Annotated in this window: 19 protein-coding genes, 2 pseudogenes, 1 riboswitch and 1 other annotated feature; of the genes and pseudogenes, 12 read left to right on the forward strand and 9 right to left on the reverse strand. The window is 70.5% G+C overall.

The annotated features are described in order from the left end of the window. Positions 1-147: 147 nt before the first annotated feature. Positions 148-363, reverse strand: a complete 216-nt coding sequence (locus O2W18_RS11470) for a hypothetical protein (RefSeq protein ID WP_269187644.1) — start codon at positions 361-363, stop codon at positions 148-150. A 432-nt stretch (positions 364-795) separates the two neighbouring features. On the opposite strand from O2W18_RS11470, the gene O2W18_RS11475 reads away from it, so the two are divergent. Continuing rightward, entirely contained in the window at positions 796-1,023 is a 228-nt protein-coding gene (locus tag O2W18_RS11475) for a heavy-metal-associated domain-containing protein (RefSeq protein WP_269187645.1), read from the forward strand. Here O2W18_RS11475 and O2W18_RS11480 read toward each other — a convergent pair. Then, positions 1,010-4,288, reverse strand: coding sequence for an AfsR/SARP family transcriptional regulator (locus tag O2W18_RS11480; RefSeq protein ID WP_269187722.1), 3,279 nt, complete (start codon positions 4,286-4,288; stop codon positions 1,010-1,012). The two genes, O2W18_RS11475 and O2W18_RS11480, sit on opposite strands and share 14 nt — an antisense overlap. Positions 4,289-4,486: 198 nt before the next feature. On the opposite strand from O2W18_RS11480, the gene O2W18_RS11485 reads away from it, so the two are divergent. From O2W18_RS11485 to O2W18_RS11495, 3 genes and pseudogenes are all read left to right on the forward strand, one after another. Continuing rightward, complete coding sequence (locus O2W18_RS11485; RefSeq protein ID WP_269187646.1) at positions 4,487-4,693, forward strand: heavy-metal-associated domain-containing protein; 207 nt, start codon at positions 4,487-4,489, stop codon at positions 4,691-4,693. A 414-nt stretch (positions 4,694-5,107) separates the two neighbouring features. Further along, a pseudogene (locus O2W18_RS11490) lies at positions 5,108-8,297 on the forward strand (heavy metal translocating P-type ATPase). Between the two features lie 299 nt (positions 8,298-8,596). Further along, positions 8,597-9,160 (forward strand): AfsR/SARP family transcriptional regulator, encoded by a 564-nt coding sequence (locus O2W18_RS11495; protein WP_269187647.1) that lies wholly within the window; start codon positions 8,597-8,599, stop codon positions 9,158-9,160. A 283-nt stretch (positions 9,161-9,443) separates the two neighbouring features. On the opposite strand, the gene O2W18_RS11500 is transcribed toward O2W18_RS11495, so the two are convergent. The 3 genes from O2W18_RS11500 to O2W18_RS11510 form a co-directional block, all read right to left on the reverse strand. Then, positions 9,444-10,070, reverse strand: coding sequence for a DUF305 domain-containing protein (locus tag O2W18_RS11500; protein ID WP_269187648.1), 627 nt, complete (start codon positions 10,068-10,070; stop codon positions 9,444-9,446). Positions 10,071-10,800: 730 nt separating this feature from the next. Next, positions 10,801-12,111, reverse strand: coding sequence for a peptidoglycan DD-metalloendopeptidase family protein (locus tag O2W18_RS11505; RefSeq protein ID WP_269187649.1), 1,311 nt, complete (start codon positions 12,109-12,111; stop codon positions 10,801-10,803). A gap of 14 nt (positions 12,112-12,125) precedes the next feature. Further along, positions 12,126-12,269, reverse strand: a riboswitch (cyclic di-AMP (ydaO/yuaA leader). 301 nt (positions 12,270-12,570) lie between these two features. Continuing rightward, positions 12,571-13,737: an IS3 family transposase gene (locus O2W18_RS11510; RefSeq protein ID WP_269187650.1), complete on the reverse strand. Its 1,167-nt coding sequence runs from the start codon at positions 13,735-13,737 to the stop codon at positions 12,571-12,573. After that, positions 13,414-13,527: a sequence feature (AL1L pseudoknot), on the reverse strand. It overlaps the preceding gene by 114 nt. Positions 13,738-13,863: 126 nt before the next feature. Here O2W18_RS11510 and O2W18_RS11515 point away from each other — a divergent pair. Further along, positions 13,864-14,127, forward strand: a pseudogene (locus O2W18_RS11515) (IS30 family transposase); the annotation flags it as partial. A gap of 69 nt (positions 14,128-14,196) precedes the next feature. Here the strand turns inward: O2W18_RS11515 and O2W18_RS11520 are convergent. Together O2W18_RS11520 and O2W18_RS11525 are read right to left on the reverse strand one after the other, a co-directional pair. Next, on the reverse strand, positions 14,197-14,763 hold the full coding sequence (locus tag O2W18_RS11520; protein WP_269187651.1) for an NADPH-dependent FMN reductase: 567 nt from the start codon (positions 14,761-14,763) through the stop codon (positions 14,197-14,199). Next, the gene (locus O2W18_RS11525; RefSeq protein ID WP_269187652.1) at positions 14,760-16,217 is read right to left on the reverse strand and encodes a DHA2 family efflux MFS transporter permease subunit; all 1,458 of its coding nucleotides are present in this window, start codon (positions 16,215-16,217) and stop codon (positions 14,760-14,762) included. Before O2W18_RS11525 ends, O2W18_RS11520 begins: the two co-directional genes overlap by 4 nt. A gap of 84 nt (positions 16,218-16,301) precedes the next feature. Between O2W18_RS11525 and O2W18_RS11530 the strand changes: the two genes are divergently transcribed. Together O2W18_RS11530 and O2W18_RS11535 are read left to right on the forward strand one after the other, a co-directional pair. Next, positions 16,302-16,775: a MarR family winged helix-turn-helix transcriptional regulator gene (locus O2W18_RS11530; protein ID WP_269187653.1), complete on the forward strand. Its 474-nt coding sequence runs from the start codon at positions 16,302-16,304 to the stop codon at positions 16,773-16,775. A 225-nt stretch (positions 16,776-17,000) separates the two neighbouring features. Beyond that, positions 17,001-17,243, forward strand: a complete 243-nt coding sequence (locus tag O2W18_RS11535; protein WP_269187654.1) for a hypothetical protein — start codon at positions 17,001-17,003, stop codon at positions 17,241-17,243. Between the two features lie 128 nt (positions 17,244-17,371). On the opposite strand, the gene O2W18_RS11540 is transcribed toward O2W18_RS11535, so the two are convergent. Further along, on the reverse strand, positions 17,372-18,235 hold the full coding sequence (locus O2W18_RS11540; protein ID WP_331254071.1) for an aminotransferase class IV family protein: 864 nt from the start codon (positions 18,233-18,235) through the stop codon (positions 17,372-17,374). 26 nt (positions 18,236-18,261) lie between these two features. Between O2W18_RS11540 and O2W18_RS11545 the strand changes: the two genes are divergently transcribed. After that, complete coding sequence (locus O2W18_RS11545) at positions 18,262-18,660, forward strand: MerR family transcriptional regulator (protein ID WP_269187655.1); 399 nt, start codon at positions 18,262-18,264, stop codon at positions 18,658-18,660. Between the two features lie 86 nt (positions 18,661-18,746). Here the strand turns inward: O2W18_RS11545 and O2W18_RS11550 are convergent, their stop codons facing one another. After that, positions 18,747-19,754 (reverse strand): LacI family DNA-binding transcriptional regulator, encoded by a 1,008-nt coding sequence (locus O2W18_RS11550; protein ID WP_269187656.1) that lies wholly within the window; start codon positions 19,752-19,754, stop codon positions 18,747-18,749. Positions 19,755-19,789: 35 nt separating this feature from the next. Between O2W18_RS11550 and O2W18_RS11555 the strand changes: the two genes are divergently transcribed. The 4 genes from O2W18_RS11555 to O2W18_RS11570 all read left to right on the forward strand — a co-directional run bounded on the left by O2W18_RS11555 (position 19,790) and on the right by O2W18_RS11570 (position 23,245). After that, positions 19,790-20,962: an MFS transporter gene (locus tag O2W18_RS11555; RefSeq protein ID WP_269187657.1), complete on the forward strand. Its 1,173-nt coding sequence runs from the start codon at positions 19,790-19,792 to the stop codon at positions 20,960-20,962. 403 nt (positions 20,963-21,365) lie between these two features. Beyond that, positions 21,366-21,782: a MerR family transcriptional regulator gene (locus O2W18_RS11560; RefSeq protein WP_269187658.1), complete on the forward strand. Its 417-nt coding sequence runs from the start codon at positions 21,366-21,368 to the stop codon at positions 21,780-21,782. A 35-nt stretch (positions 21,783-21,817) separates the two neighbouring features. Next, positions 21,818-22,762, forward strand: coding sequence for an aldo/keto reductase (locus O2W18_RS11565; RefSeq protein ID WP_442929137.1), 945 nt, complete (start codon positions 21,818-21,820; stop codon positions 22,760-22,762). A 12-nt stretch (positions 22,763-22,774) separates the two neighbouring features. Then, positions 22,775-23,245 carry a carboxymuconolactone decarboxylase family protein gene (locus O2W18_RS11570; RefSeq protein ID WP_269187660.1) on the forward strand — a complete coding sequence of 157 codons (471 nt, stop codon included), beginning with the start codon at positions 22,775-22,777 and terminating at the stop codon, positions 23,243-23,245. Positions 23,246-24,127 lie beyond the last annotated feature (882 nt).

Genomic DNA, 24,127 nt, shown 5'->3' on the forward strand with positions numbered 1-24,127 from the left:
CATGACGGCGTGCTGGTCATCGCCTGCGCTCAGCAGCCAGTACTTGCGGGCCTCCGGCCCGGCGACGTCGAAGTAGAAGCTGCGGATCCGGCCGATCGCGCGGGCGTAGTACGCGTCATGGACGGCCAGGTCGGCCAGGCGCGCTAGCTAGCTCATCACGCCGAGCATCAGCAGCGCTGGCAAGACGGAGAACGCGAACACCAGGAAGGTGTCGCCGAACCGGTCGAGCTGGACGACCAGCGCCAGGGCAACCAGTGCGCCGCTGACGGCGGACAGGAACAGCGAGCTGCGTCCGTTCGCCTCGATGACCGTCGACGAGCGTGGGGCCTGCAGCGTGTAGTGCTCGGTCGTCAGGGCAGACATCAGCGCGCTGCTCGGCACAGTCTCGCCGGACGGACGGAGACCTTGCCCACGCGGTACGGGAACGTTCATGGCGGACTCCGGGGCTGATGGTCCTGGGACGCGACAGGGCTTGCGAGTCAGGTGGTACGTGGCTCGTCGGGCAGGTCGATGACGATCGCGGCGGAGGGCACGTCGAAGGTCAGCTGGCAACCGCCGCACGTGGTGCGGATCGTCGTGGTGGTCATCTCGGCCTCCGGGCCTCGTGTCGCTATTGGCTTGCGATGCACACGGTCGGCCGGGGCGCTGTCCCTGACCTGTCCCACCTCTGTCACCGAAACGGACCATCTGGTCCCGGGCGCCGTCTCCGAGCCCGTCGGTGGACAGCGGACGGACAGCGCAGCCAGGCACCGTAGGTGGCGTCAGGGGAACGCCCGATGGACGAAGGTGAGCGCGATGCCCGAGGTCAGGCTCTCGGTCGGCTCCATGCAGTGCAGGCACTGTGTGCGCGAGGTGACCGGCTGGCTCCGTGACGTCGGCGGCGTCGAGACGATCATGGCCGACGCGAAGACCGGCACGGTGGTCGTCGGCGGCACGATGACCGTCGCCGACGTCCTGGCCGTGTTCGCCGGCTCCGACTACACACCGCAGCTCGTGGACGCAGCGCCGGCTACCGAGACGTGAACTGCCCGGACTTGGCTACGTCCATCGAAGCTCGAGGCGCACCCAGCCGGACGGCCGCCCCGGCTACTTCGTCGACCTGACCCCAGAGGTCGTCGAGCTCGGCCTGCTCATGCGGCGGTGCCGGGCGCGCCGACGCCTGCCGAACCTCGACGGCCTCCTTGAGCCGCGCCTGCGCCTCGTCCCGCTGACCCATCGAGGCCGCCACGCGCGCCAGGCCTTCCAGGCCGGTCGCGAGCAAGGTCGGTTCGCTGTACTGCTGCCCGGCAGTGTGTACCTGCGTGTACCGCTCGGCGGCGTCGTCCAGCAGCCCGTCGCGCCAGTCGCACCAGGCGACACCGGCGAGTGCGTGCCCGCCCCACAGAGGGGTGCCCAGATGGGTCAGGCCGCGCACCGCCTCCTCGAACAGCGGCCGGGCCGTCGCCACATCCCCATCGATCTGCGCGATCTGGGCCCGTCCCAGGCCGGCGAGGACCACACCTGCGGCGTCACCGACCTCCTCGGACGCAGACGCAGCTCGGTCGAACGCGGCCGAGGCCGCCTCGCGCTCGCCGAGAGCCAGCAGCGCGACGCCGAGGTCGGACAGCGCCCACTGGGCGGTGTTGAACACCCCTGCCGAGCTCGACACCTCGATCGCCTGCTCGAGGACGGGTATGGCCTCGGCGTACCGGCCGAACTCCTTCAGCCCCCAGCCCAGGTGGTAGAGCACAGCTGACAGGCCCCAGGCGTCGTCGAGCCGGCGGAACGCCTCCGACGCGGTCCGGCCCATCGCCCGCGATTGCGGCTCGTCGCCCCGGCGCATGAAGTCCTGCAGGCGGACGAACGCGACGACCGCGTGACCCCAGTGGTCCGCCTGGGCGGTGAACTGCTCCTCTGCCTCGGCGAGCAGCTGTGCGAAGCGGCCGGGGTCCGAGCCGTTGAGCAGCTCGACTGCGAGCAGCACCTTCGACAGGGCAGCGCGATGCGCATCACCCTCAGCCTCGAACAGCTGCAAGCTCTCGAGCGCCGTCTCCGCACAGCGCGGGCTCGGATGCACCAGGCAGGCCCGTGGACGCTCGACGATCGACACCGCCTGCAGCGCCCGGGCTCGTGCCTGCTGGCTCGCGCCGGGAGTGGCGATGAGCTTCGACAACACCTCGCGGCCTTCGACGTGCCGACCCAGGTGCCAGAACAGCGCGAGCGAACCGGCTAGTCGAAGCCCGTCTTCGACCCGGCTCGGGTCGGCCGACAGCCTCGCCAACGCTGCACGCAGGTTGGGGTGCTCGTTGCGCAGCCGCTGCAGCGCCGCCCGCTGTCCGTGACCGCGAAGGCTCTGCTCGGCCTGCTCAGCGACGTGCCGGAAGAACGTCGCGTGCAGGGCTGCCGTGTCGTCTCGCTCCCCGGAGGTGTCGAGTTCCTCGACTGCGTACTGCCGCAGCGTCTCGAGCATGCGGTACCGCGACGGCGAGCCGGGCTCGAGCACGACCATCGACCGGTTGACCAGGTGGTCGAGCACGTCGAACACCTCACCAGCGGGGATGTCCTTGCCCGCGACGACGGTCTCGGCGGCCTCGAGCGTCCAGCCGCCGTGGAAGACGGCCAGGCGCCGAAACACCTGCTGCTCGGGCTGGGACAGCAGCGCGTGGCTCCACTCGACGGTCGCGCGCAAGGTCCGCTGCCGGGCCTCTGCGGTGCGCCGTCCGCTGGTGAGCAGGCCGAAACGGTCCCCCAGTCGGCCTGCCAGGTCCGGCAGCGACAGCGACGACATGCGTGCCGCAGCGAGTTCGAGCGCGAGCGGCAACCCGTCGAGCTGCCGGCACACCTGCGCCAGCGCCAGCAGATTCGGCTCCGACAGAGGCAGGCTCGCGCGGACAGCCGACGCCCGCTCGACGAACAGAACAGCGGCTGGGAACTGCAGCACCTGCCCGGCGGGCGTCCCCTCGGGCGGCACCGCAAGCGGCGCGACGCTGACCTGCACCTCGCCGGGAACGGCGAGGGCTTCCCGGCTGGTCGCGAGCACGGTGACGTGTGCGGCCGCGCCGAGGATGGAGTCCACGAGCGTCGCGACCGCGTCGATGACGTGCTCGCAGTTGTCCAGCACGAGCATCAGCCGCCGGTTCGCCAGGTAGGCAAGGAGGCGGGCGCGCACCGCCGCATTCGGGTCGGCACCGTCGAGCGGCACGCCGAGCGCGTCCGCGACCGCCAGCGGTACGTCAGCCGGGCTGCTCACCGCCGCCAGCCGGGCCAGATGCACATGCTGCTCGAAGTGGTCGGCGAGCTGATGCGCAGACGCCATGGCCAGTGACGTCTTCCCGGCGCCGCCAGGGCCGACCAAGGTGACGAGGCGCTGACGGGTGAGCGAGTCGCTCAGCTGCGCGAGCTCGTCGTCGCGTCCGATCAACCGCAAAGCAGGGATCGGCAGGGTCCGCTTCGGTCCGGTGTCGGCTTCCTGGCCGACCGCCGGGGTCTGCGCTGCTGGCGCGGCCGGTGCGGCCTCGGCAGCAGCCGAACCAGCCGTACCGGGCTGTGCAGGCACGGCTGCCAGCGCATCGTCCTGCTCGAGAATGCGCTGGTGCAGCGTGCGAAGCGCAGCGGAGGGCTGCAGCCCGAGCTCGTCGTCGAGGTGACGGCGGGTGCGGGCGAACACATCGAGCGCGTCCGCCTGCCGTCCGGCGCGGTACAGGGCAGTCATCAGCAGGCCGGCGATCGCCTCCTGCCCGGGGTCCCTCGCGACGGTCGGCTCGAGGTCGGAGGCGACCTCGACGTGCCGGCCCGCCACCAGGGCCGCCTCGGCCCGCTCGGTCAGCGCAGCCTGATGCAGCTGATCCAACCGGGCGGCCTCGACGGTCGCCCAGCCCTCGCCGGCGAAGTCAGCGAGCGGATCATCACGCCACAGCGCCAGCGCCTCGTCGTACGAGGCCAGCGCGTCACCTGCAGCGGTTCTACGCGCGGCGGTGCGCGCGGCCTGTACCAAGCTCACGAATCGGTGCAGATCCACGCGGTCGCGGTCGACGTCGGCGCGGTATCCGGATGCCTCCCGAACGATGACGTCGACGCCGTGCGCGGCGAGTGCCCGACGCAGCTTCGACACCCGCAGCTGCAGGGCGTTCAGCGGGTCGGCCGGCAGGGCGGACTCCGACCACAGCCGGTCGATGAGCGAGCTGGCGGCGACGGTCCGGCCCGGTGAGAGCAGCAGCAGGGCGAGCAAGCCGCGCTCGGCCGCCCCGGGCAGCTTCACTGGCTCATCGTCGACGCGCAGTTGCATGGCGCCGAGCAGGCGGAACTCCATCTCGGTCACGGCGCACTCCCTACTGGGCATCCGCAGTCTGCACCCACGCGACCCACTCCTACAGGAAACGGGGCACCGCTGTCCGGACGCTGTCCACGACCGTGGCATCCGGCCGGCGCCGGACAGCGCGGCGACAGCCCCGGCCGCGACTGTGACGCCCGGCCGGTACGCCGCCGGCACCAGATGAAGGAGGACCTCATGAGCATCGAGACCTACACCGTCACCGGGATGACCTGTGATCACTGCAGCAGCTCGGTCAGCGCCGAGGTCAGGGCGGTCGCCGGCGTCACCGCAGTGGACGTCGACCTGGCAACCGGCACGGTCACCGTCACCAGCGAGCAGCCCGTCAGCACCGACAAGATCAGTGGGGCGGTCGCGGAGGCCGGCTACACCCCCGCGTCCTGAACGCCGCGCTCCGGCGGAGCCTCAGACCCCTGCTCCGCCGGGGCGCGGACATCGGCCGGCACCCACCCGCCCGCGGACGTCTTCGAAGGCGTGCTGCGGCGCGGGTTCACCACCGGGTCGAGCACGACCGCGCCGGCCGGCGTCGACCACCACACCCAGCCTGAGCGTGACCGCATCCCGGCCGGAGCCGCCGCATCCGATGACCCGCCAGCACCTGACCGAGTCCAGCCAGCGCAACACCAACCGGACAGCACCCGGACAGCGCCGCTGAGCAGCCTCACCACCGACCCACCCGCACCGGGAGCGCGCCCGACCAAGCCAGGAGCAGCCATGACCACCACCGCCGAGCCCACCCAAACCGCCGGGTACAGCGACGACGCGCCGACGGTCGTGCGCCAGCTGGAGATCACCGGCATGACGTGCGCCAGTTGCGTCGGCCGCATCGAGAAGAGCCTCACCAAGGTCGACGGCGTCGCAGTCGCCCAGGTCAACCTCGCCACCGACGTCGCCACCGTCACCTACGACCCGAACACGGTTGATCTCGGCGACCTCATCGGTGCTGTCACCGCCGCCGGGTACGGTGCCACCCCCAAGCAGGAGGCGAAGGAGGGCGGGCCAGCTGCGCCCACGACGGCGACGGGCGGGGACGACACCGCTGAGCGCGACCGCGAGCTGAACCGCATCAAGCGCACGTGGCAGATCGCGCTGGCCACCGGCCTCGGCCTCATGGGCTTGATGTACTGGCCTGTCCACATCGACACGATGGACTGGCTCATGCCGGCGATCTTCGTCGTCGCCACCGTCGTCCAGTACTGGGCCGGCAAGAGCATCTACGCCAGCGCCTGGCAGGCCACCAAGCACCGCAGCACCAACATGACCACGCTCGTCGCGCTCGGCACCGGTGTTGCGTGGACGTACAGCACCTTCGTCACCCTGTGGCCCGCGCAGGCCGAAGAGCTCGGGCTGCCACTGCACGTCTACTACGAGGCGTCCCTGATCATCGTCGCGCTCGTGCTCGCCGGGAAGTGGATGGAAGCCCGCGCGAAGAAGGCGACCGCTGCGGCCGTCACCGCCCTCGTCGGCCTCGCCCCGAAGACTGCCCGGGTCGTGCGGGACGGGCTGGACGTCGACATCCCCGTCGAGCAGGTCGCCGTCGGGGACATCGTCCGCATCCGACCTGGTGAGAAGATCCCCGTCGACGGCGTCGTCGCGACCGGCACCACCAGCGTCGACGAGAGCATGCTGACCGGTGAGCCTCCCGGTGGACAAGGCCGAAGGCGACCAGCTCATCGGCGCGACCATCAACACCACCGGCACCGTCCTCATGCGCACCACGGCCGTCGGCGACGACACCGCCCTCGCGCAGATCGTCCGGCTCGTCGAGGACGCGCAGGGCAGCAAGGTCCCGATGCAGCGCCTGGCGGACAAGGTGTCGTCCGTGTTCGTCCCGGCCGTCATCCTGACCGCGCTGCTCACCGCGCTGGCATGGGCGGTGTTCGGCCCGGACGGCGAGAGCATGACGATGGCGATCACCACCTCGATCGCCGTGCTGATCATCGCCTGCCCGTGCGCCCTCGGCCTGGCGACACCCACCGCCGTCATGGTCGGCACCGGCCGTGCGGCCGAGCTGGGCATCCTGATCAGCAACGGCGAAGCGCTCGAGCAGGCACGCCGCCTGACCGCCGTGGTCCTCGACAAGACCGGCACCATCACCCAGGGCAAGCCGGCGCTGACCGACGTCACCGTCGTCGACGGCTGGACCTCCGACGAGCTGCTGCGCCTGGTCGCAGCCGCCGAGACGGGCAGCGAGCACCCGGTCGCGCAGGCGATCGTCACCGCCGCCCGCGACCGCGGCCTCATGCTGCCGCCCGTCGACGGCTTCGACTCCATCCCCGGGCACGGCCTCGTCGCGTCCGTCGACGGCCACCGGCTCCGTGTCGGCAACGCCGCCCTGATGGAGCGCGCCGGCGTCGACGTCAGCCACTTGGGGGCGGCCGCGCTCGCGCGGGCCGAGCAGGGCGGCACCCCGATGTACGTCGCCGTCGACGAGCGCGCCGCCGGTCTGGTCACCGTCGCCGACACCGTCAGGTCCGAGAGCCCCGAGGCGATCGCGCAGCTCATGGCCCTCGGTCTGCAGGTCTGGATGATCACCGGTGACAACGCCGCTACGGCCCACGCCGTCGCCCGTCAGGTCGGCATCGACAACGTCCTCGCCGACGTGCTTCCTGCCGAGAAGGCCGCCAAGGTCGCCGACCTGCAGGCGCAGGGTCACGTGGTCGCCATGTCCGGCGACGGCGTCAACGACGCCGCCGCGCTCGCCCAGGCCGACCTCGGCATCGCCGTCGGCACCGGCGCCGACGTCGCCATCGCCGCCTCGGACATCACTCTCGTCGGCGGCGACCTGCGCAGCATCGTCTCGGCGATCGCCCTGTCCCGCCGGACCGTCAGCGTCATGCGGCAGGGGCTGGCGTTCGCCTTCGCCTACAACGTGCTGCTCATCCCGGTCGCCGCCGGAGCCCTGTACTGGTTCGACGAGCTGCTGCTCGACCCGGTGCTCGCGTCCGCGGCGATGGCGATGAGCTCGGTCAGCGTGCTCACCAACGCGCTCCGGCTACGGCGGTTCCTCCGGCCGAAGACGGTGCACGAGATCGAGCACCCGCCGGTGCGGCAGCGGATCGGGCAGTACGCCTACCTGACCGGCATCGCCGTCATCGCCGTCGCCATCGGCACTGCACTGACCGCCGTCTCCCGGATGGAGTTCGCTGAGCGCGGCATGAACGGCACGCTCGCCTGGATGCAGACCACCGGCATGCCGATGCGGCCGGCGATGAGCGTCATGATGACCGCCGAGGTCGACCCGGCGTCGGCCGACGACGCCGGCGTGAACGTGCAGCTCGACGTGCACGACAGCCCCCGCCTGGGTGTGCCGACCCGGGTCACGGCCACGGTCGTCGACGCCGAGACCGGCGAGCCGATCGAGGACATCACCCGCAGCCACGAGGCGTGGATGCACCTCATCGCCACCCGCGACGACCTCGGGACGTTCGCGCATGTCCACCCGCAACCCACGGGTCAGGCAGGTGAGCTCGCTGTCGACCTCACCTTCCCGACCGCTGGGCGGTACATCGTCAACACCGAGTTCCGGCAGCGGGGCCAGATGAGCGATGTCCACCAGCGCCAGTACGTCACCGTCACCGGCGACGCCCCGGCGCAGGCGGTCCTGACCGAGAGCCCGCGGGCGATCGTCGTCGACGGCGTCCGCGTCGAGCTCGGCGGTGATGCCGTCGTCGGTGAGCCCAGCGACCTGCACTTCGAGTTCACCGACGCGACCAGCGGCGAGCCGATCGACAACCTGCAGCCGTTCCTCGCGGCTGCCGGACACGTCGTCGTCATGCGGGCCGACGGAACGACCTTCGCCCACGAGCACGCCGAGACCGAGGACGGCAGCGGCCGGCCCGTGTTCGCGACGCCGGGCACCACGTTCGGGCCGGAGCTGAAGGTGCACGCGCAGTTCGACACCGTCGGCACCTACCAGCTGTGGGGCCAGTTCCGCACCGCCGACGGCGACGTGCTCACCGTGCCGTTCACCGTCGACGCCCGCTGACCCACCCACAGGCTCTCGGCGGCCGGCCGCATCTGCACCGGTCGGCCGCCGGGCCACCACCCACCCGTCACCACTGCCCACGGGGCATCGCCTGCCCGAGTACGACGTCATCATGATCGGCGCCGGCCAGTCCGGACTCACCGCCGGTCACGCCTCCACAGCACCGGCCTCACCGTCACGCCGCTCGAGGCCCGCGAGCAGCCTCGTCGGGTCGTGGCCGCGCTCCTACGACTCGTTCACCCTGTTCCCGCTGGACGAACTCGTCGCCGCGCCCGAGGTCGGCGATCCACGGGTGCGCCGTGGAGACGTCACTCGGGCGCCAGGTGGACGACGATGCCGCCGCCGCGGTCAGCACCCTGACGCAGCTCACGGCGGACCACCCGTTCCGCGAGGGCTTCTGGGCGCTCCTGATGACCGCGCTCTACCGACTGGGCAGGCAGGCGGACGCCCTGGCCGCGTTCCAGCGGGTCCGGAACCACCTCGTCGACGAGCTCGGCGTCGAGCCCGGCCTACGGCTGCGTGAGCTCGAGACCCGCATCCTCGACCAGAGCCCGTCCCTCGGCGATGCGCAGATGTCGCAGTCCGGACGGGACGACACCACGCGACCCGGGAACCTGCCGGCGCGGCTCGACCGCCTGATCGGCCGCGAGTCCCTCGTACGAACCCTCGCGGCAGCGTTGTCGACCTCGGCGGCCATCAGGTCCATGACCGGACTGACCAGCGCAGCCGCTCCCCCATCGGTCAGCCGGAAGAGCCCTCGTTCGTCGCGAGGAACAGAGAGCCGTCGGCGGGGTCCACCCCACTTCGTGCGCGTGGCTGATGTCCCCGGGTGGGGATGCGGCGCAGGCGCAGGTGTCGAGTGAGTCGCTCCCGGCCGCGGGGCCTCTGCCGTGCACCCCACCACAAGGACGGCGGCGGGCAGCAGGACGGCCGCCACGCTCCGGCGTCGACGTGAGCCCGGAACCGCGGGGACCTGGGGACGTGGTGCCACAGCTGTTCTCCTCCTGCGTGGTGTGTCTCCTCCTGCGTGGTGTGCGATGCCATCCAGGGCGGGAGATCGACTCGCCGGCAGCCGTCCCTGAGTCATCGGGTGGGAGACGTGGGGCGCGGTGCCCGCACGGGGCACCGCGCCCCAGCGGGCACGGATCAGTCAGCCAGCTCGGTGAGCAGCTGCCGCATCTCCTCGATCTCCTGTGTCTGGGTCTCGCTGATCGAGCGAGCCAGGTCGACGGCCTCGGCGTTGCGGCCGTCCTCGACCTCGGTCTGCGCCATCTCGACGGCGCCCTCGTGGTGCTCGATCATGGCGCCGAGCCACATGCGGTCGAAGTCCCGGCCGGCCGCAGGCATCTGCTCCATGCCCATGCCCATGCCGCCGTCCATGCCCCCCATGTCCCCAGACCCGTGATCCATGGCTCCCATGTGGCCGGACTCGTCGAGCGGCTGGTCCCACTCCTCGAGCCAGCCGGTCATGAGGTCGATCTCGGGGTCCTGACCTGCTTCGATGCGCTCGGCCAGGTCCACGACCCTGGGATCGGAGGCGCGGTCGATGGCGACCGCGGACATCATGAGCGCGCCCTCGTGGTGCGGGATCATCTCCTGTGCGAACGCGACATCGACGTCGTTGAACTCCGCGCTCTGATCAGCGGAGCTGTCGTCGGCCGCGCTGCCACCGGTGGCGGGGGTCTGCTCGGTGTCCGAGCAGCCGGCCAGGACGACGACGGCGGCCATCAGTCCACCGGTGAGGCGGACGAGGCGAATGCTGGTGCGGGTCATGCTGGGTCTCCTGTCTGGGGGATGTGGGCACGCGTGCAGGACCCCGGGACAGCGGGAGCTGTCGGGGTGCCGCGCTTCGGCCTAGATCCGTAGAAGACAGAGTGCGGAGAGAGTGGGTGGTCGGGGTTGCCTGGACCACCCGGTGGGCCAGCGGGAAGGTGTGGGTGAGCCGCGGACAGGTGGGACCGCCCCGCCTCGCCGGAGCACCACGGCCCCGAGGACCGTCAGCCCCGCGAGCAGAACGACGAGACACACCGCCAAGAGGTGCGCGTCGTGCCACGGGGCCAGCGGGCCGCTGGACCCGGTGACGTCGGCATCTGCTCCCCCGGGTGTGGCTGCGGCGTGCCCGTGGTCTGGCATCGCATCGGCGACGTGGCCCACATGGACGGACCCTGCCGGCACACCGACCGGGGCAGCCACACCGAGCGACGTGGACCCGTGCTCAAAGACCGGGCCCGCGGCCACACATTGCATCCCGTGCACGGCGAAGACGGCGGCCAACAGCAACAGCGCCGCCCAGAGCCGTGCCACCAAGACCACCTCCCCCACACGACGGTACGACGGCCCGGCTGGCGCGCCCGAGACGGCTGTCGGCCCCTTGGAGTGACACCCGGGCCCCTCCCCACGCTGATCATGACCGCACCACGGCGCGAAGTGCCCACTCCAGCGACTGCTCGGCGGCACTGACCGCCCAGCGGGGTCACCGAACGAGCTCTGAGGCCTGTCGGGGTCAGCCGCAGCTCCCGCCCAACGACATGCCCCGCGCGGCCAGCCACGGAACCGGGTTGCTGCGGTCCTGGTAGAGCCCACCCTGATGCACTTCGAAGTGCAGGTGCGGACCGGTGGACTGACCCGTGTTGCCCACCAGCGCGATCTGCTGCCCAGCGGACACCTGCTGTCCCGCGTCGACCGAGTAGCTGTCGATGTGCCCGTAGAGGGTGATCGAGCCGTCCGCATGCTGCAGGTAGACGGCCAGCCCGAAGCCGGATACGGGGCCGGCCTGAAGCACCACGCCGGCTTCGGGTGCATAGATGGGGGTGCCGATCGGGGCGGCGATGTCCACGCCGTAGTGCATGGTCCCCCAGCGGGCGCCATAACAGGAGGTCACCCGCCCCGACGTCGGAATGCCAGCGCCGGCAGCAGACCGCTCACCTCCCCGGGAAGCCGCATCGTCCAGCCGCTCCGCAAGGAGTGCATCGACATCTCCACTGCTCTGTTGCTCGGTCGGTACCGCAGCGACATCGCTGCCGGCCTGCTGCTCCACCGGCCCCGCAGCAGCATCGCCGCCAAGGGTGACCACCCGCTCCTGCGCCTCCTGCAACTGCTGCTCCACCGCGGCCCTGTCCCTCACAGCGGCGTCGTAGGTCTGCTGCGCCGCAGCGAGCTCCTCGTTGGCGACCCGTTCGGCCTCGGCGGCGGATGCGGCGGCCGTGTCGCGGGCACCCACGGCGGCCTTCGCTGCCTCCGTAGCCGCCTGCTGCTGGCGCTGGACGACCTCGAGCTCGTCCAGTTGCTCGCCCCGGTCATCACCCAGGATCTCCAGCGTGGCGGCTCGTTGGAGGACCTCCTCGGGGCTGCCTGCAGCGAAGAAGGCCGACGCACTGCCGTAGGCGTCAGCGCCCATGTAGCTCTGCCGGGCCAGCGCGACGACGTCGTCTTGCGTCTGCCCGACTGCCGCCTGCGCAGCCGTCAGCTCGGCCACCCGGGCATCGGCCTCCTGTCGTGCTCGGACCAGCTCGGCCTGGGCGACCAGGCTCCGATCGGCGACCGCCTCCGCTTCCACCGTGAGCCGTTGCAAGGTCTCCTCTGCCGTGACCACCGACTTCTCGATGCTGGCAAGCGCAGCCTCGGCCTCCGCGAGTCCGGGTCGGCCTGCCGGGGCCGGCGGGGGCCCATGTGCGGCGTGGGCTGCCGGACCGGTGAGGACCAGCAGCAGGGCAGCACCGGCGGCCAGCGTCGGCGCGGTGAACGCGGCGCGCCATCGGGCGCGGCGGCGTGAGTGGACATGGTGCTGCAAGACGGTGTCGTGCGGTGTCGCCAACGTGGCGAGCTCCGTTCTCCCTCACCGTCTACCGAGTTAGCTGACGGGTTCGGGCCGGAGACAGCCCTACTCGCGGCGGCCCACTGGCCAGGCGAGATTCACCCCAAGGGAACGATGGGTCCCCGGTCTGCCACCGCGTGAGCGGCAGCAGTTCGACGGGGTCCGCGCGAGGACCTCTGGGCGAGATCGGGGCTCGGGCGGACCGGCCGTGACGCTACAACGAACCCCGATGCTCGTCACAATCCCGTAACACCAGCCAACCATCGTGGCCAGCCGCACCCTCGCGGGCCAGTGCGTGTGCGAAGGCGTTACAGGCGGACGCCGGACCGGCCTTGATGCGCCTCGACAGATCAGCAGCCCGAAGGTGGTGGACGGCAAGGAGCGCGAGTCACCCCCCTAGCACCTCCAGGTCATCGCCGGGACCGGGCGGCGCCCCATCCGTACTGTCCCGCCCCGGGTTCAGTGGAGGCTCGGAACTGACGCGGCGACGGTAGTCGCCGCGAGGTTGTGCCGGTAGAAGTCGTCCTCGAGCTCGGCCGGTGGGATCAGGCCGATCTCGCCGTGCAGGCGTCGGTGGTTGAACCAGTCGATGTACTCCGCGGTGGCGATCTCAAGGTCGTCGATGCCCTTCCAGGGGCCGCGGTTGCGGACGAGCTCGGCCTCGAAGAGGGAGTTGAACGCCTCGGCGAGGGCGTTGTCGTAGCTGTCGCCGGTGGAGCCGACAGAGGCCACGGCGCCGGCCTCGGCCAGGCGTTGGGTGTAGCGCACCGCGACGTACTGCACGCCTTTGTCCGAGTGATGGACCAGCCCGCCGAGGTCCCGGCCGGCTCGGCGGCGGGTCCAGAGGCCCATCTCCAGGGCGTCGAGCGCGAGGTCGGTGCGCAGCGAGCGGGACAGCTGCCAGCCGACCACCCGGCGGGAGTAGACGTCGGTGACGAAGGCGGCGTAGACCCAGCCGGAGAAGGTCCGGCAGTAGGTGATGTCGGCGACCCACAGCTGGTCCGGGCCGGTCGCGGTGAACGCGCGTTCGACCAGGTCCGGGCGGGTGTCCGGTCCCGAGCCGGGGATCGTGGTCCGCGGTCCCTTCGCCCGCGTGATGCCGCGCAGCCCGGCCGCACGCATCAGCCGCTCCACCGTGCACCGAGCCACGGCGTGGCCCTGCCGGCGCAGCTGCGCGTGGACCTTGCGGGCACCGTAGACACCGAAGTTGTCGGCGTGCACGGCCGCGATCACCGCGGTGGTGGCCGCGTCGGTCACCGACCGCACCGAGGGCGCCCGGGTCTTCGCGGCGTAGTAGGTGCTCGGGGCGATCTGCAGCTGCTGACAGATCGGCTCGACCCCGTGCTCATCCCGGTGGGCGTCGATGAACTCGACGATCACCGCTGTGGGCGGTCGAGCTCCGCCGCGAAGAAAGCCGACGCGCTCTTCAGGATCGCGTTCGCCCGGCGCAGCTCCGTCGATCTCGGCCTGGGTGACCCAGTTGCGCAGCGTCTCGGGGTTGATCCCCAGCTGATCGCCGATCCGCTTCAACGCCCCGCTCCGCGTGGCCGGGTCACGCCGCGCATCGACCGCCAACCGGATCGCCCGCTCCCGCAGCTCGTCGGGGTACTTCCTCGGTGCCGCCATGCCTCTCATCCTCACGTGGATTGAGAGCCTCCATCAGACCCGGGGCGGGACAGGGTACTTCCTCGGTGCCGCCATGACTCTCATCCTCACGTGGATTGAGAGCCTCCATCAGACCCGGGGCGGGACAAGATGGCCGAGCACGCCCAGTTCACCGTCGCCACCGGGGTCACCGTCTACTTTTGCGACCCCAAGAGCCCCTGGCAGCGAGGCAGCAACGAGAACACCAACGGACTCCTGCGCCAATACCTGCCCAAGGGCAGTGACCTGCGCACCTTCACCCACGACGACCTCGACGCCATCGCCGCACGCCTCAACGGCCGACCCCGACAAACCCTGGGCTGGAAGACTCCCGCCGAAGCATTCAACGAGGCTGTTGCACAGACCCATTGAGACCGCCCCCGTTAACGGACGGCCCGATACTCGACCGTTTGCGGGCCGATGAGGACCGACGGTGCAGGGTCACCGGGCTCCGCGACGCAGCGGCGTGAGCGCGTCGGCCCATCTGACCACCTGGTCGAGAGTTGCCTTGAGTGCGGCTTCGTGATGCCCAGCGGGCGCCACGCAGCCATCGGGGAAGTCGGTGAACAGCGAGAGGGCGACCTGCGATCGGACGTCGGCGACGTGGAGCTCTCCCATGACCAGGCGGAGTTGTTCGACGGCTCGGGTGCCGCCGTGGGTGCCGTAGCCGACGAAGCCGGCCGCCTTGTCCTGCCACTCGGTGTAGAGGTAGTCCAACGCGTTCTTGAGGACGCCGGGCATGGAGTGGTTGTACTCAGGGGTCACGATGACGAAGCCGTCGTAGGTGGCGATCGTCTCGGCCCACCGGCGGGTGTGGGGCTGGGCGTAGGTGCTGGTCATGGCGGCGACGACGGGTTCGTCCAGGTGTGGCAGTGGGTGGTCGGCCAGGTCAACGATCTCGAATTCGGCGTCCTCGCGCGTGCGGGCGGCGGCGTGCACCCATTGGGCGACAGCGGCGGACTTTCGGCCTGGTCGGGTACTGCCGACGATGATGGCGATACGTGTCATGCCGTGGACTCCTCAGGTCGGGCGGTTCTCGGGACGGTTGCGCCGGCTTGTCGCTGTTCGTAGGTCAGCCATGCCGCGCCGACGAGTGCAACTGTGGTGACTGCTGTCAGCCACCAGAAGGTGGTGCGGAAGGCGCCGGAGGCGGCCGCTCCTGTGGCGTTTTCAGTCAGACCGCTGGTGAGGATGGCGATGAAGATGGCGCTGCCGATGGCTGCTCCGACGCGGGAGAGCACGTTGATCTGCGCACTGGCATCAGGCATCTGGTGGGCTCGGACGGTGGCGAGGGCGGAGGAGACCGCCGGCATGCCGCTCAGGGCCAGACCGATACCGCGCAGCACCTGGAGCAGTTGAACGGTCACGATGTCCATGCCGACCGGCATCAGCGCGAAGGGCAGTGTGGTCGCTGCGGTGATCAGCAGCCCGACAACCGTGATGCGACCTCCACCGAACCGGTCGGTGAGCCACCCGGCGACCGGGAACATCGCGGCGGCGCCGACGCTGAAAGCGATCAGGAGCAGGCCCGTGTCGACGATGTCGCGGCCCAGCAACACCAGGAAGTACAGGGGCATGACGATCAGCCCGCCGAACAGGGCTGCACCGTTGAAGAACACCTCGAACGCGGCAGCGCGGTAGACCCGGTTGGCGAACAGGCCCAGGTCCGACAGCGGCGATGGGGTGGCGCGGGACCGGGCGAGGAACCCGATCAGCGCGAGCAAGCCCAGGGCCGCGGCGGTCACGGGGGCAGTCGAGATCTGCTGCTGCTCGGTGAGTTCCGTGATGCCGTAGGTGAGCAGCGGCAGGCCCAGGACCACCAGGACCAACCCGGGTACGTCCAGACGGTCCCCCGGTGCTCGGTCCCCGCGCGGCACCACGCGTAGACCCAGCAGGAGCCCCAGCGCACCGACGGGCAGGTTGACCAGGAACAGCCATTGCCACGACAGGTGCGAGAGCAGGAGTGCCCCGACGACCGGGCCGACCGCGGGAGCCAAGATCGCGGGAACGCTTGTGGTGGCCATGACCCGACCCATGCGAGCCGGACCGGCCACCTGACCGAGGACCGTCATGCCGGCAGGGACCAGGAGTCCTCCGGCCAGTCCCTGCAGAACTCGGAGGGCCACGAGAACCTCGACCGTCGGTGCCAGCGCGCACAACCCAGACGCCACCGTGAAACCCGCGAGGGACCACAGCCACAGCCTCCCGGGACCCACCCGCCGGCTCACCCACCCACAGACCGGCAGCGCCGCCGCCAGCGCGAGCAGGTAGCCGCTCTGGACCCACTGCGCAGCCGACAGGGAGACACCCAGGTCGGCACCGATCGCAGCCAGCCCAACGTTGACGATCGAGGCATCGAGTCCAGCGAGCACTCCGCCGAAGGCCAGGACCACAGCCAACCGCCAAACCCGCCCAGGGATCTGCGCGTCGGTTCCCCGTACCTCAGCCTGTTGCGCGGCCATACTCACCTCATCCGTTGGACGTCCTATGTTGGACATCCAACAACATCCGTCGTGGGATGTCCAACGGTCCGATAGGATGGTGACGTGGAACTGGACGGCGAGCACTCATCTCCGCACCCGCCGTCTCAGCGGCTGTGGGCCACTCCGTCATGGCTGCTCAATCAGGTGGCCAGCAGGGCCAACCGACTGGTTGCGGAGGCAGCGGACCGACCTGGCATGCGGTTGCGTTACGCAATCCTCGCCGGGTTGGAGGAGTTCGGTCCCATCAGCCAGGCCGAGCTCAGCCGCCGGCTCGGTGTTGACCGCGGGGACCTGGTCAAGGCCCTCAACGAGCTCGAGACCGAGGGCCTCGCCGCTCGGTCAGCCGACCCCAGCGACCGCCGCCGCAACTCACTCCAGCTCACACCCGACGGGGAGACCACCCTCGCTGGGCTCGATGCTCTGGTCGGATCCGCGCAGACGAGACTCCTCACTCCGCTGTCCGCCAACGAGCGAGAGCAACTCAGCTTCCTGTTGAGGCGACTCCTCGAGCACCACGACGGCTACAACCGTCCGTGACTCTGAGTTCCACCGCAGAACGAGTGTCAACTGAAGTCGCGGCAGTCCCGGGTGTGCGCCAGCCGACGTTGTGGTGGAGCGCCTGGGCGCAGCTGCTCGTGGTGCTGGTCAACGCCGTCGTCGGCGGCATCACGGTGTGGACCGGCCTCAACCCCTACGTCGTGGCCGCGCACTTCCTGGCCGCGATGCTCCTACTGACCTCCACGGCCATCAGCTACGACCGCGGTGCACCGCATCCCCCTGAACTGGACCCTGCTGGCCGTCGCCCACGGCACCCTGCCCGTCCTCGTCTTGGCGCTGGTTGTCGCGTGCGCGGTCATGGCCACCCGCCCGGGCGACGACCTCGCACGGCACCGAGTCATCGCCCTGACAGGCGTCTTCCTGGCACAGAGCGCACTGGGCATCTACCAGAGCATCCACGGCCTCCCACCCCTCGCCGTCGTCCGCACCTGCTCGGCGCGGCACTGACCTGGGTCGCCGTCATCCGGCTATACCTGGCCGCCCAGCCCGCCACGTCACCGCAGCCCCCAGCGGGAACCTCGCTTAATCCGAGCTTGACCGGCCCGCTACAGCGGGAAGCGGGGCTGTAGGTCAGTTCACAGCTGGGCAGGCTCCTCGGCCGCGTGAGCCTTGTGCAGGACCCGAACGAGGGCATCCGAGTTCCTGACCGAATGCTCGCCGATCCGGGTGACAGCGACGCCCGGAGTCCAGGAGTTCATCACCACCGCGGACAGTTCCTCGACGTCCACCGGCGCCACCGGTCGTTCCTGCTGCGGCACGCCGGCCGCAGCCAGCTGACGCTGCAGCACACCCATCATGGTCCCGGCCAGCTTGGGTGCCTGCGGCCAGATGACCTGCTCACCGTCGAAGAAGGCCAGGTTCCAGATCGAGGCCTCGCTCAGCCGCCCGGCCCTGTCGAGGAAGGCCACGTCGTCGAAACCCTGCGCCGCTGCCTGCCGCAGGAAGTACGTCTTGGCTCCTTCTCCGACGTGCTTGACCTCGGGGAGGAAGCGCTCGTGCTGCACCACCGCCAGGGCCAGCGGCCCAGTGGGCCCGCTCGCTGGCGCGTCGGTGCGCACCACGACCTCCAAAGCCCGGTTATCGCCGGCCGCGGTGAACTCCCCCGCCGCGGGGCGGACGGTCACGACCACCGAGGCATCCCCTGAGCCGGCCTGGACAGCGGTCCGCAACCACGCCCGGATCCGCTCGCTGGCCAGGTCTTGACCGAAGAGGGTCATCGAGGCCTCGGCGAGCCGCTGCAGGTGCAAGTCCAGGCCTCGGACACAGCCGTCACGGACCTGCATCGCGGTGAAGTGGGCGAAGCCTGCGAAGGCCAGGTCGGCGGCGTCTCCTGCGGTCGCGAGGACGCCGTTGCGCCACATCCGTGTCGGTGCAACGGCAGATGCCTCCGTCGTGGTCGCGCTCGTCTGAGGACCTGCGGACGTCGTCTCGATGGTCATGTCGTCGAACGTAGGGTGTGACACTGATGTCAGATTCAAGTCTTGGTGACAGTGATCTTCCGACTGCTCCCGCGTTGCGGATCGGACAGCTCTCCCAGGCGACCGGAGCCAGCCCACGTTCCCTGCGCTACTACGAGCAGAAGGGGCTGCTGCACTCCAGCCGTGACCCTCACGGCCGTGGCCACCGCCGCTACGACGACGACGCCGTCACCACCGTCACTCACATCCGCGCGCTGCTGGCCGCAGGTGTCCCGACCACGCTGATCTATGAGCTGCTGCCGTGCGTACAGGGACCCGGTCCCCAGCTGCAGCAGTGCGCTGAGCCGATCCTCGAAGAGCAGATGCGCCGCGTCCGGGAGCAGATCGTTGCGCTGCGCCATGCTGAGGGGCGCCTGCAGGCGGTCATCTGCGCCAGCAGAAGCTGAACCGGTCCGGCCTGGGCCACCTGGTTGTCGCGCTCAGTTCGGCGGTCGGGTCGTGGCCCGAGCAGCGACATACGCCAAGAGGAGGCTCACGCGTCAGGGGTACTGCTGCGGGTGATTACGTTCCAGGCGGGGGGTGGTCCGGGTGGGTCGCCGACGACGAGCCGGGCGCACTGGCTGCCCTGGTCGCGCAACGACTGGACGACGGTGGTCAGCCCTGGCGCGGTGGGCGAATAGTCCCAGCCGGTGACAGCGAATCGGGTTGTGTCCAGAAGCGGGGCGTCCAGGGCGCCGAGGGCGAGTTCATCGCTCATGGCCAACACCGTGTCGGTGGTCGCGGGGAGCTGGTCGAGGGCGCGGGTGGCCTCGGCGCGGTCGTTGCGGGCGAGGACGAGGACCGGGGTGCTGGCCCAGTCGAGACCAGCGCTCCGGACGGCGTCGCGGTAGCCGGCCAGCCGGGCGCGGGTCACGGGGTAGGTCGCCGTCTGGGGGTCTGGCCCGAGGAGCAACTGGGGTCGACGGTCGCGGTTCAGGGGGAAGGAGATCACCGCCGGGGCGGTGGCGTGGCGCAGGCCGATGGCCGCCACGGCGGCCGCGGCGGCGCGGTCGTCGATGGCGACCAGGTGCAGTCCTTCGACCGCGGGCCCGCCGTGGACGACCGCGGGCAGCCCTGAGGTCCGGACGGCGGCGAGAACCGGGTCGTCGTCTGTGGTGGTCCAGACGATGAAGGCGTCGACGGCGACCTGCTGCACCCGGCCGACGTCGCTCTCGTCCCCGGTGACCGGGATGAGGGTCAGCCCCAGCCCGTGCTCGGCGCACACCTCGGCGACCCCGGCCAGGAAGACGGTGGCCTGGGGGTCCGCGAAGGCATAGGACAGCCGTTCACCCAGGACGACGCCGATGTTGCCGGTCCGCCCGCGTCGGAGGTTGCGGGCGGCAGCGTTGGGGCCGGCATAGCCCAGCTCGTCGGCCGCCTCGAGGACCCTGCGCTGGGTGTCGGGGGCGACGCGGTCGGGCTTGTTGTAGACGTAGCTGACCGTCATCGCCGAGACCCCAGCCGCTCGCGCGACGTCGGGCATCGTCGGCTTGCGGGGCACAGCTGAAGCCTACACGTAGTGTGTGTAACGTTAAGATGGTGACATCTACTCGCCCGGCGTATCTGGCTTTCGCGAGCTTCGGGGCGCTGTGGGGGACGTGGGGGGCGGCGCTGCCAGCACTGCGTGACGCCTCTGGTGTCAGCCAGGGCCAGCTGGGGATCGCACTGCTGTTTATCGGTGTGGGGGCGCTGCCGGCGATGGCGCTGACCGGACGGGCATTCGACCGATTCGGGGGGCGGGTAGTCGCCGTTGCGATGGTGCTGCTCGCCTGCACCGGCGTCGCGGTCTCCACGCTGGCCACCGGACCGTCGTCCCTGGCCGCCTGGCTGCTGGTGCTCGGGGCCACGTCTGGCGCCGCCGACGTGGGGGCCAACGCAGTGGCCGGCGCAGCCGAGCAGGGCACCGGCCGGCCTGTGCTCACTCGCGCGCACGGGGTCTTCTCCGCCGCCGTCGTGGTGTCCAGTCTGGTGACCGGCGGGGTGCAGGTCGCCGGGCTGCCGGTGGCGGTGGGCTTCGGGGCCGTGGTCGTGGTCGCCGCAGTGGCCGCCGCACCGCTGTGGGCAGTCCCCCCGGAAGCCACCGCACCCGAGCAGGAGCCAACCGGGCAGCCCACCGGACAGGCCCGGCCGACCCGGATGGTGCCGCTGGTCGCCGTCGGAGCAATCGGTGCGCTGGCGTTCGCGGTCGAGAACGCCCACCAGTCCTGGGGGGCGGTGTTCCTCGCCGACCAGCTGCAAGTGACCGCGGGCGTGACGTCTGCGGCGCCAGCCGTCTTCGCCGGGGTGACAGCCCTCACCCGGTTCGCCATGGGAGCCCTGCGCCCCCTTCCAGGAGGCCTGATCCTCACTGTCGGGGCGATGACCGCAGCCGCCGGCTCGGTGCTGCTGGCCACCTCGAGCACCACACCCGTCGCGCTGGCGGGCCTGGCACTGGCCGCGGCCGGCACCGCGCCGCTCTTCCCGACCCTCCTGCGCGAGGTGCTCCGCGGTGTTCCGGACGGCGCCCGGGGCCGCGCGACGTCCACGGTGGCCTCCACCGCCTACATCGGTTTTATCCTCGGACCGGTCTTGGTCGGCGGCGTCGCCGCTGCCGCCGATCTACGAGTAGCCCTCATCGCCGTTACCGGCCTGGCAGGCCTGGCGGCGCTCGCCGCCTCCCCCACCACACGATGGGCCCAATCCAAGACCAGTGTGCCCGCCCATAGATGAGGGACGCGCTGTCTACCGACGAAGCCATGTGAAGTGTCAGCGTCCGAGCTCATCACCCCGGCGGGGCGCGGGATCTGTTCCGATCCGGCCGATTGACCGTGCCGCAGACTCGACTACCGAGGCCGTAAGGCGCGCCGACATCGTCCATGGCCGCACTGCAGCCGGTCGTGTGTCGCCTCGTCAGCCAGCTGGTGCGCGGCGATGACCGCCGCCGACTCAGCCGGTTCTGTGTCGCCATGGGGGCGACCGTTCCCCTCGGACGTCTGCTGCTGCACGGCTCAGCGCTCGCGGATCGAGCACTGACGCGAAGCGAGGGAGGCCTGGTCGTCCGCCCAGCCTCGCGGGTGTCCGGTGTCTACCCGCAGGTTGACTTAGAGCGCGCTCTAAGTCCTAACGTCGCGGCATGACCACAGAAGCCATCGACGACACGGACGGCATGGGATTGCCGATCGCGGCAGTCGCACAGCAGACAGGGTTGTCGGCGCACGCCCTGCGCTACTACGAGAAGGCCGGACTGGTGGAGTCGGTGGGGCGCAACTCAGGCGGGCAGCGCCGCTACGCAGCCACGGATTTGGACTGGCTGTCGTTTCTGCTCCGACTGCGGGCCACCGGCATGTCCATCGCAGACATGCAGCGATTCGCGCAGCTGCGCCGCTCTGGTCCGAGCACGGTCGCACAGCGGCTGGAACTGCTGCGCGAGCACGCCGAGGCAGTACAGGCCCACATCGATGAGCTGCAAGCCAACCTGGGCCACCTGGACACGAAGATAGACCACTACCAGGGACTGCTCGACAACGCCGTCCACGGCGACCCGTCGTGATCCCCACCCGCCACCTCGGGCGCAGCGGACCGACGGTGGGAGCCATCGGGCTGGGGTGCATGGGCATGAGCGAGTTCTACGGACCGATTGAGGACAGCACGTCCGAGCAGGTGCTCGGCCGAGCTCTCGACCTGGGCGTGACGCTGCTGGACACCGCCGACATGTACGGCGACGGCCACAACGAGCGGCTGATCGGGCGGGCCGTGCGAGGCCGCCGCGCCGAGGTCGTCCTGGCCACCAAGTGCGGGATCCGCCGCGAAGGTGACCGGCGCTGGCACGACAACCGTCCCGAGTACATCCGCTGGGCCTGCGAGCAGTCCCTACGCCGCCTCGGTGTGGACGTGATCGACTTGTTCTACCTGCACCGCCGGGACCCCGACGTGCCGGTCGAGGACAGCGTGGGCGCCATGGCCGAGCTCGTCGAGGCCGGAAAGGTCCGGGCACTTGGACTCAGCGAGGTCTCCGCGACCACCCTGCAAGCCGCGCACCTAGTGCACCCGATCGCTGCCGTGCAGACGGAGTACTCGCTGTGGACCCGCGACGTCGAGGACGACGTGCTCCCCGCCGCCCGGGCCCATGGGATCACCCTGGTTGCCTACAGCCCGCTGGGGCGAGGTTTCCTCACCGGCACGGTCACCGACCCCGAGGCGCTGGACGCCGAGGATTTCCGGCGCGGCAACCCCCGCTTCCAGGGCGAGAACCTGCGGACCAACCTCGCCCTCGTCGCGGCGGTGCGCGCGATGGCGGTCGACCTCGGGGTCAGCCCCGGCCAACTCGCACTGGCCTGGCTGCTCCACCAAGGCCCCAACATCGTGCCGATTCCCGGCACCAAACGGCTGCCGTATCTGCAGGAGAACGCCGCCGCCGCTCAGCTCACTCTCAACCAGCGACAACTCGCCCAGCTGGAAGCCGCGCTGCCTCGTCATGCCGTCTCCGGCGCCCGCTACCCCGCCACTGCGCTCAGCGCGCTGAACACCTGAACGGAGTAGCCCGTGACCAACGACACCGCCACCGACCCGGGCCCCTCCACACCCACAGACGCCGAGGACCGCTTCACCCGAGGCGCCCGCATCCAAGCCCAGCTCGACCCCGGTCTCACCGACTCACTGCGCCGGGCACTGGCCGACATCGCCCCCGACTTCGCCCGCTACACCGTGGAGTTCCCCTTCGGCGACATCTACGCAAGACCCGGCCTGGACCTGCGCGCCCGACAGATCGCCACCATCGCCGCCCTCACCACCCTCGGAGAACAACGCCGACTCGAGGCACACCTGCGGTTCGCCCTCAACATCGGCGTCCCCCGGGAGGAAATCGTCGAAGTACTCATCCAGATGGCCGTCTACGCCGGCTGGCCACGGGCCATCAACGCCCTCTACACCGCCCGAGACCTCTTCCTCACCCTGGACCGGTCGGCTGCAGAATCAGCGCAGGCTGCCGGGGCCGACCGGACAGCCGACTCCTGACAGCGCTCGTCAGCGCGCGTTCGCTGAGGTGGCCTGGCTGGCAAACCGACTCAGAAGCGGTGTCCGCGATCCGTCGGACTAGATAACCGGTCGGCTGGCGACGGCATCCGGGACTGCCCTTCGCCCTGAAGCCGGCCTATGGGACGCACGTGGGCCACCGAGCTAGACTCCGCTCAATACTCCGTTGAGAGTGACATGGCCGCCCGCCATCAGACGGGCGCCGCCGTGCCGGGCCGGATGTGAGCCAGCCGAGCACCCGCATCGAGAGATCACTGCGATGTCCGGTTGCCAGAAGAAGTGCTACTCGTCCCGTCCTGCCGCACTACGCGCCCTCAAAGCGATCCAGAGGCGAAGCCGCGAGCGCTGCCGGAAAGCGCCGACAGGCGCCTACCCCTGCTCTCTGTGTCGGGGACAGTGGCACCTGACGTCCAAGTCACCGACCCGGACTCCGTCCTGGTGGAGGAGGCGGCCTCAGTCGGCTGTCCCTTAGTGGGCCGCTTTGGGACGCGTCCGCCGCGGTCGCAACCCCCTCGGGACCGACAGTGTCGCCGCGGTCAGGGCCAACCAGCCGGTCACGGCCTCCCGGTAGCCGCTCCCCGTGGCGGCGTGCTAGAGACATCTGCCACCCCGGCTTTGATGGTCCACTTGGCGCGGACACCCCACCGATGCGCCGCTTCTCCCCAAACTTGACCGCCTTCGCCCGGGACCACGGGAGTCCCTGAACGGTGGCGATGTTGCGCACCCGCGCGCTGGGCACGTCTGCGTCGACACGGGGCGGGCCCAGGACGAACCGCACCGCCTCATGACGTTGGCGGAACCGCCTCGACTCCCATGACTGTCGGGCGGCCTGACCAGCCGCAGTGAACGTCTTGTACTCGACCG

This window comes from Modestobacter sp. VKM Ac-2983 (genome assembly GCF_026967885.1).
GTDB lineage: Bacteria > Actinomycetota > Actinomycetes > Mycobacteriales > Geodermatophilaceae > Modestobacter.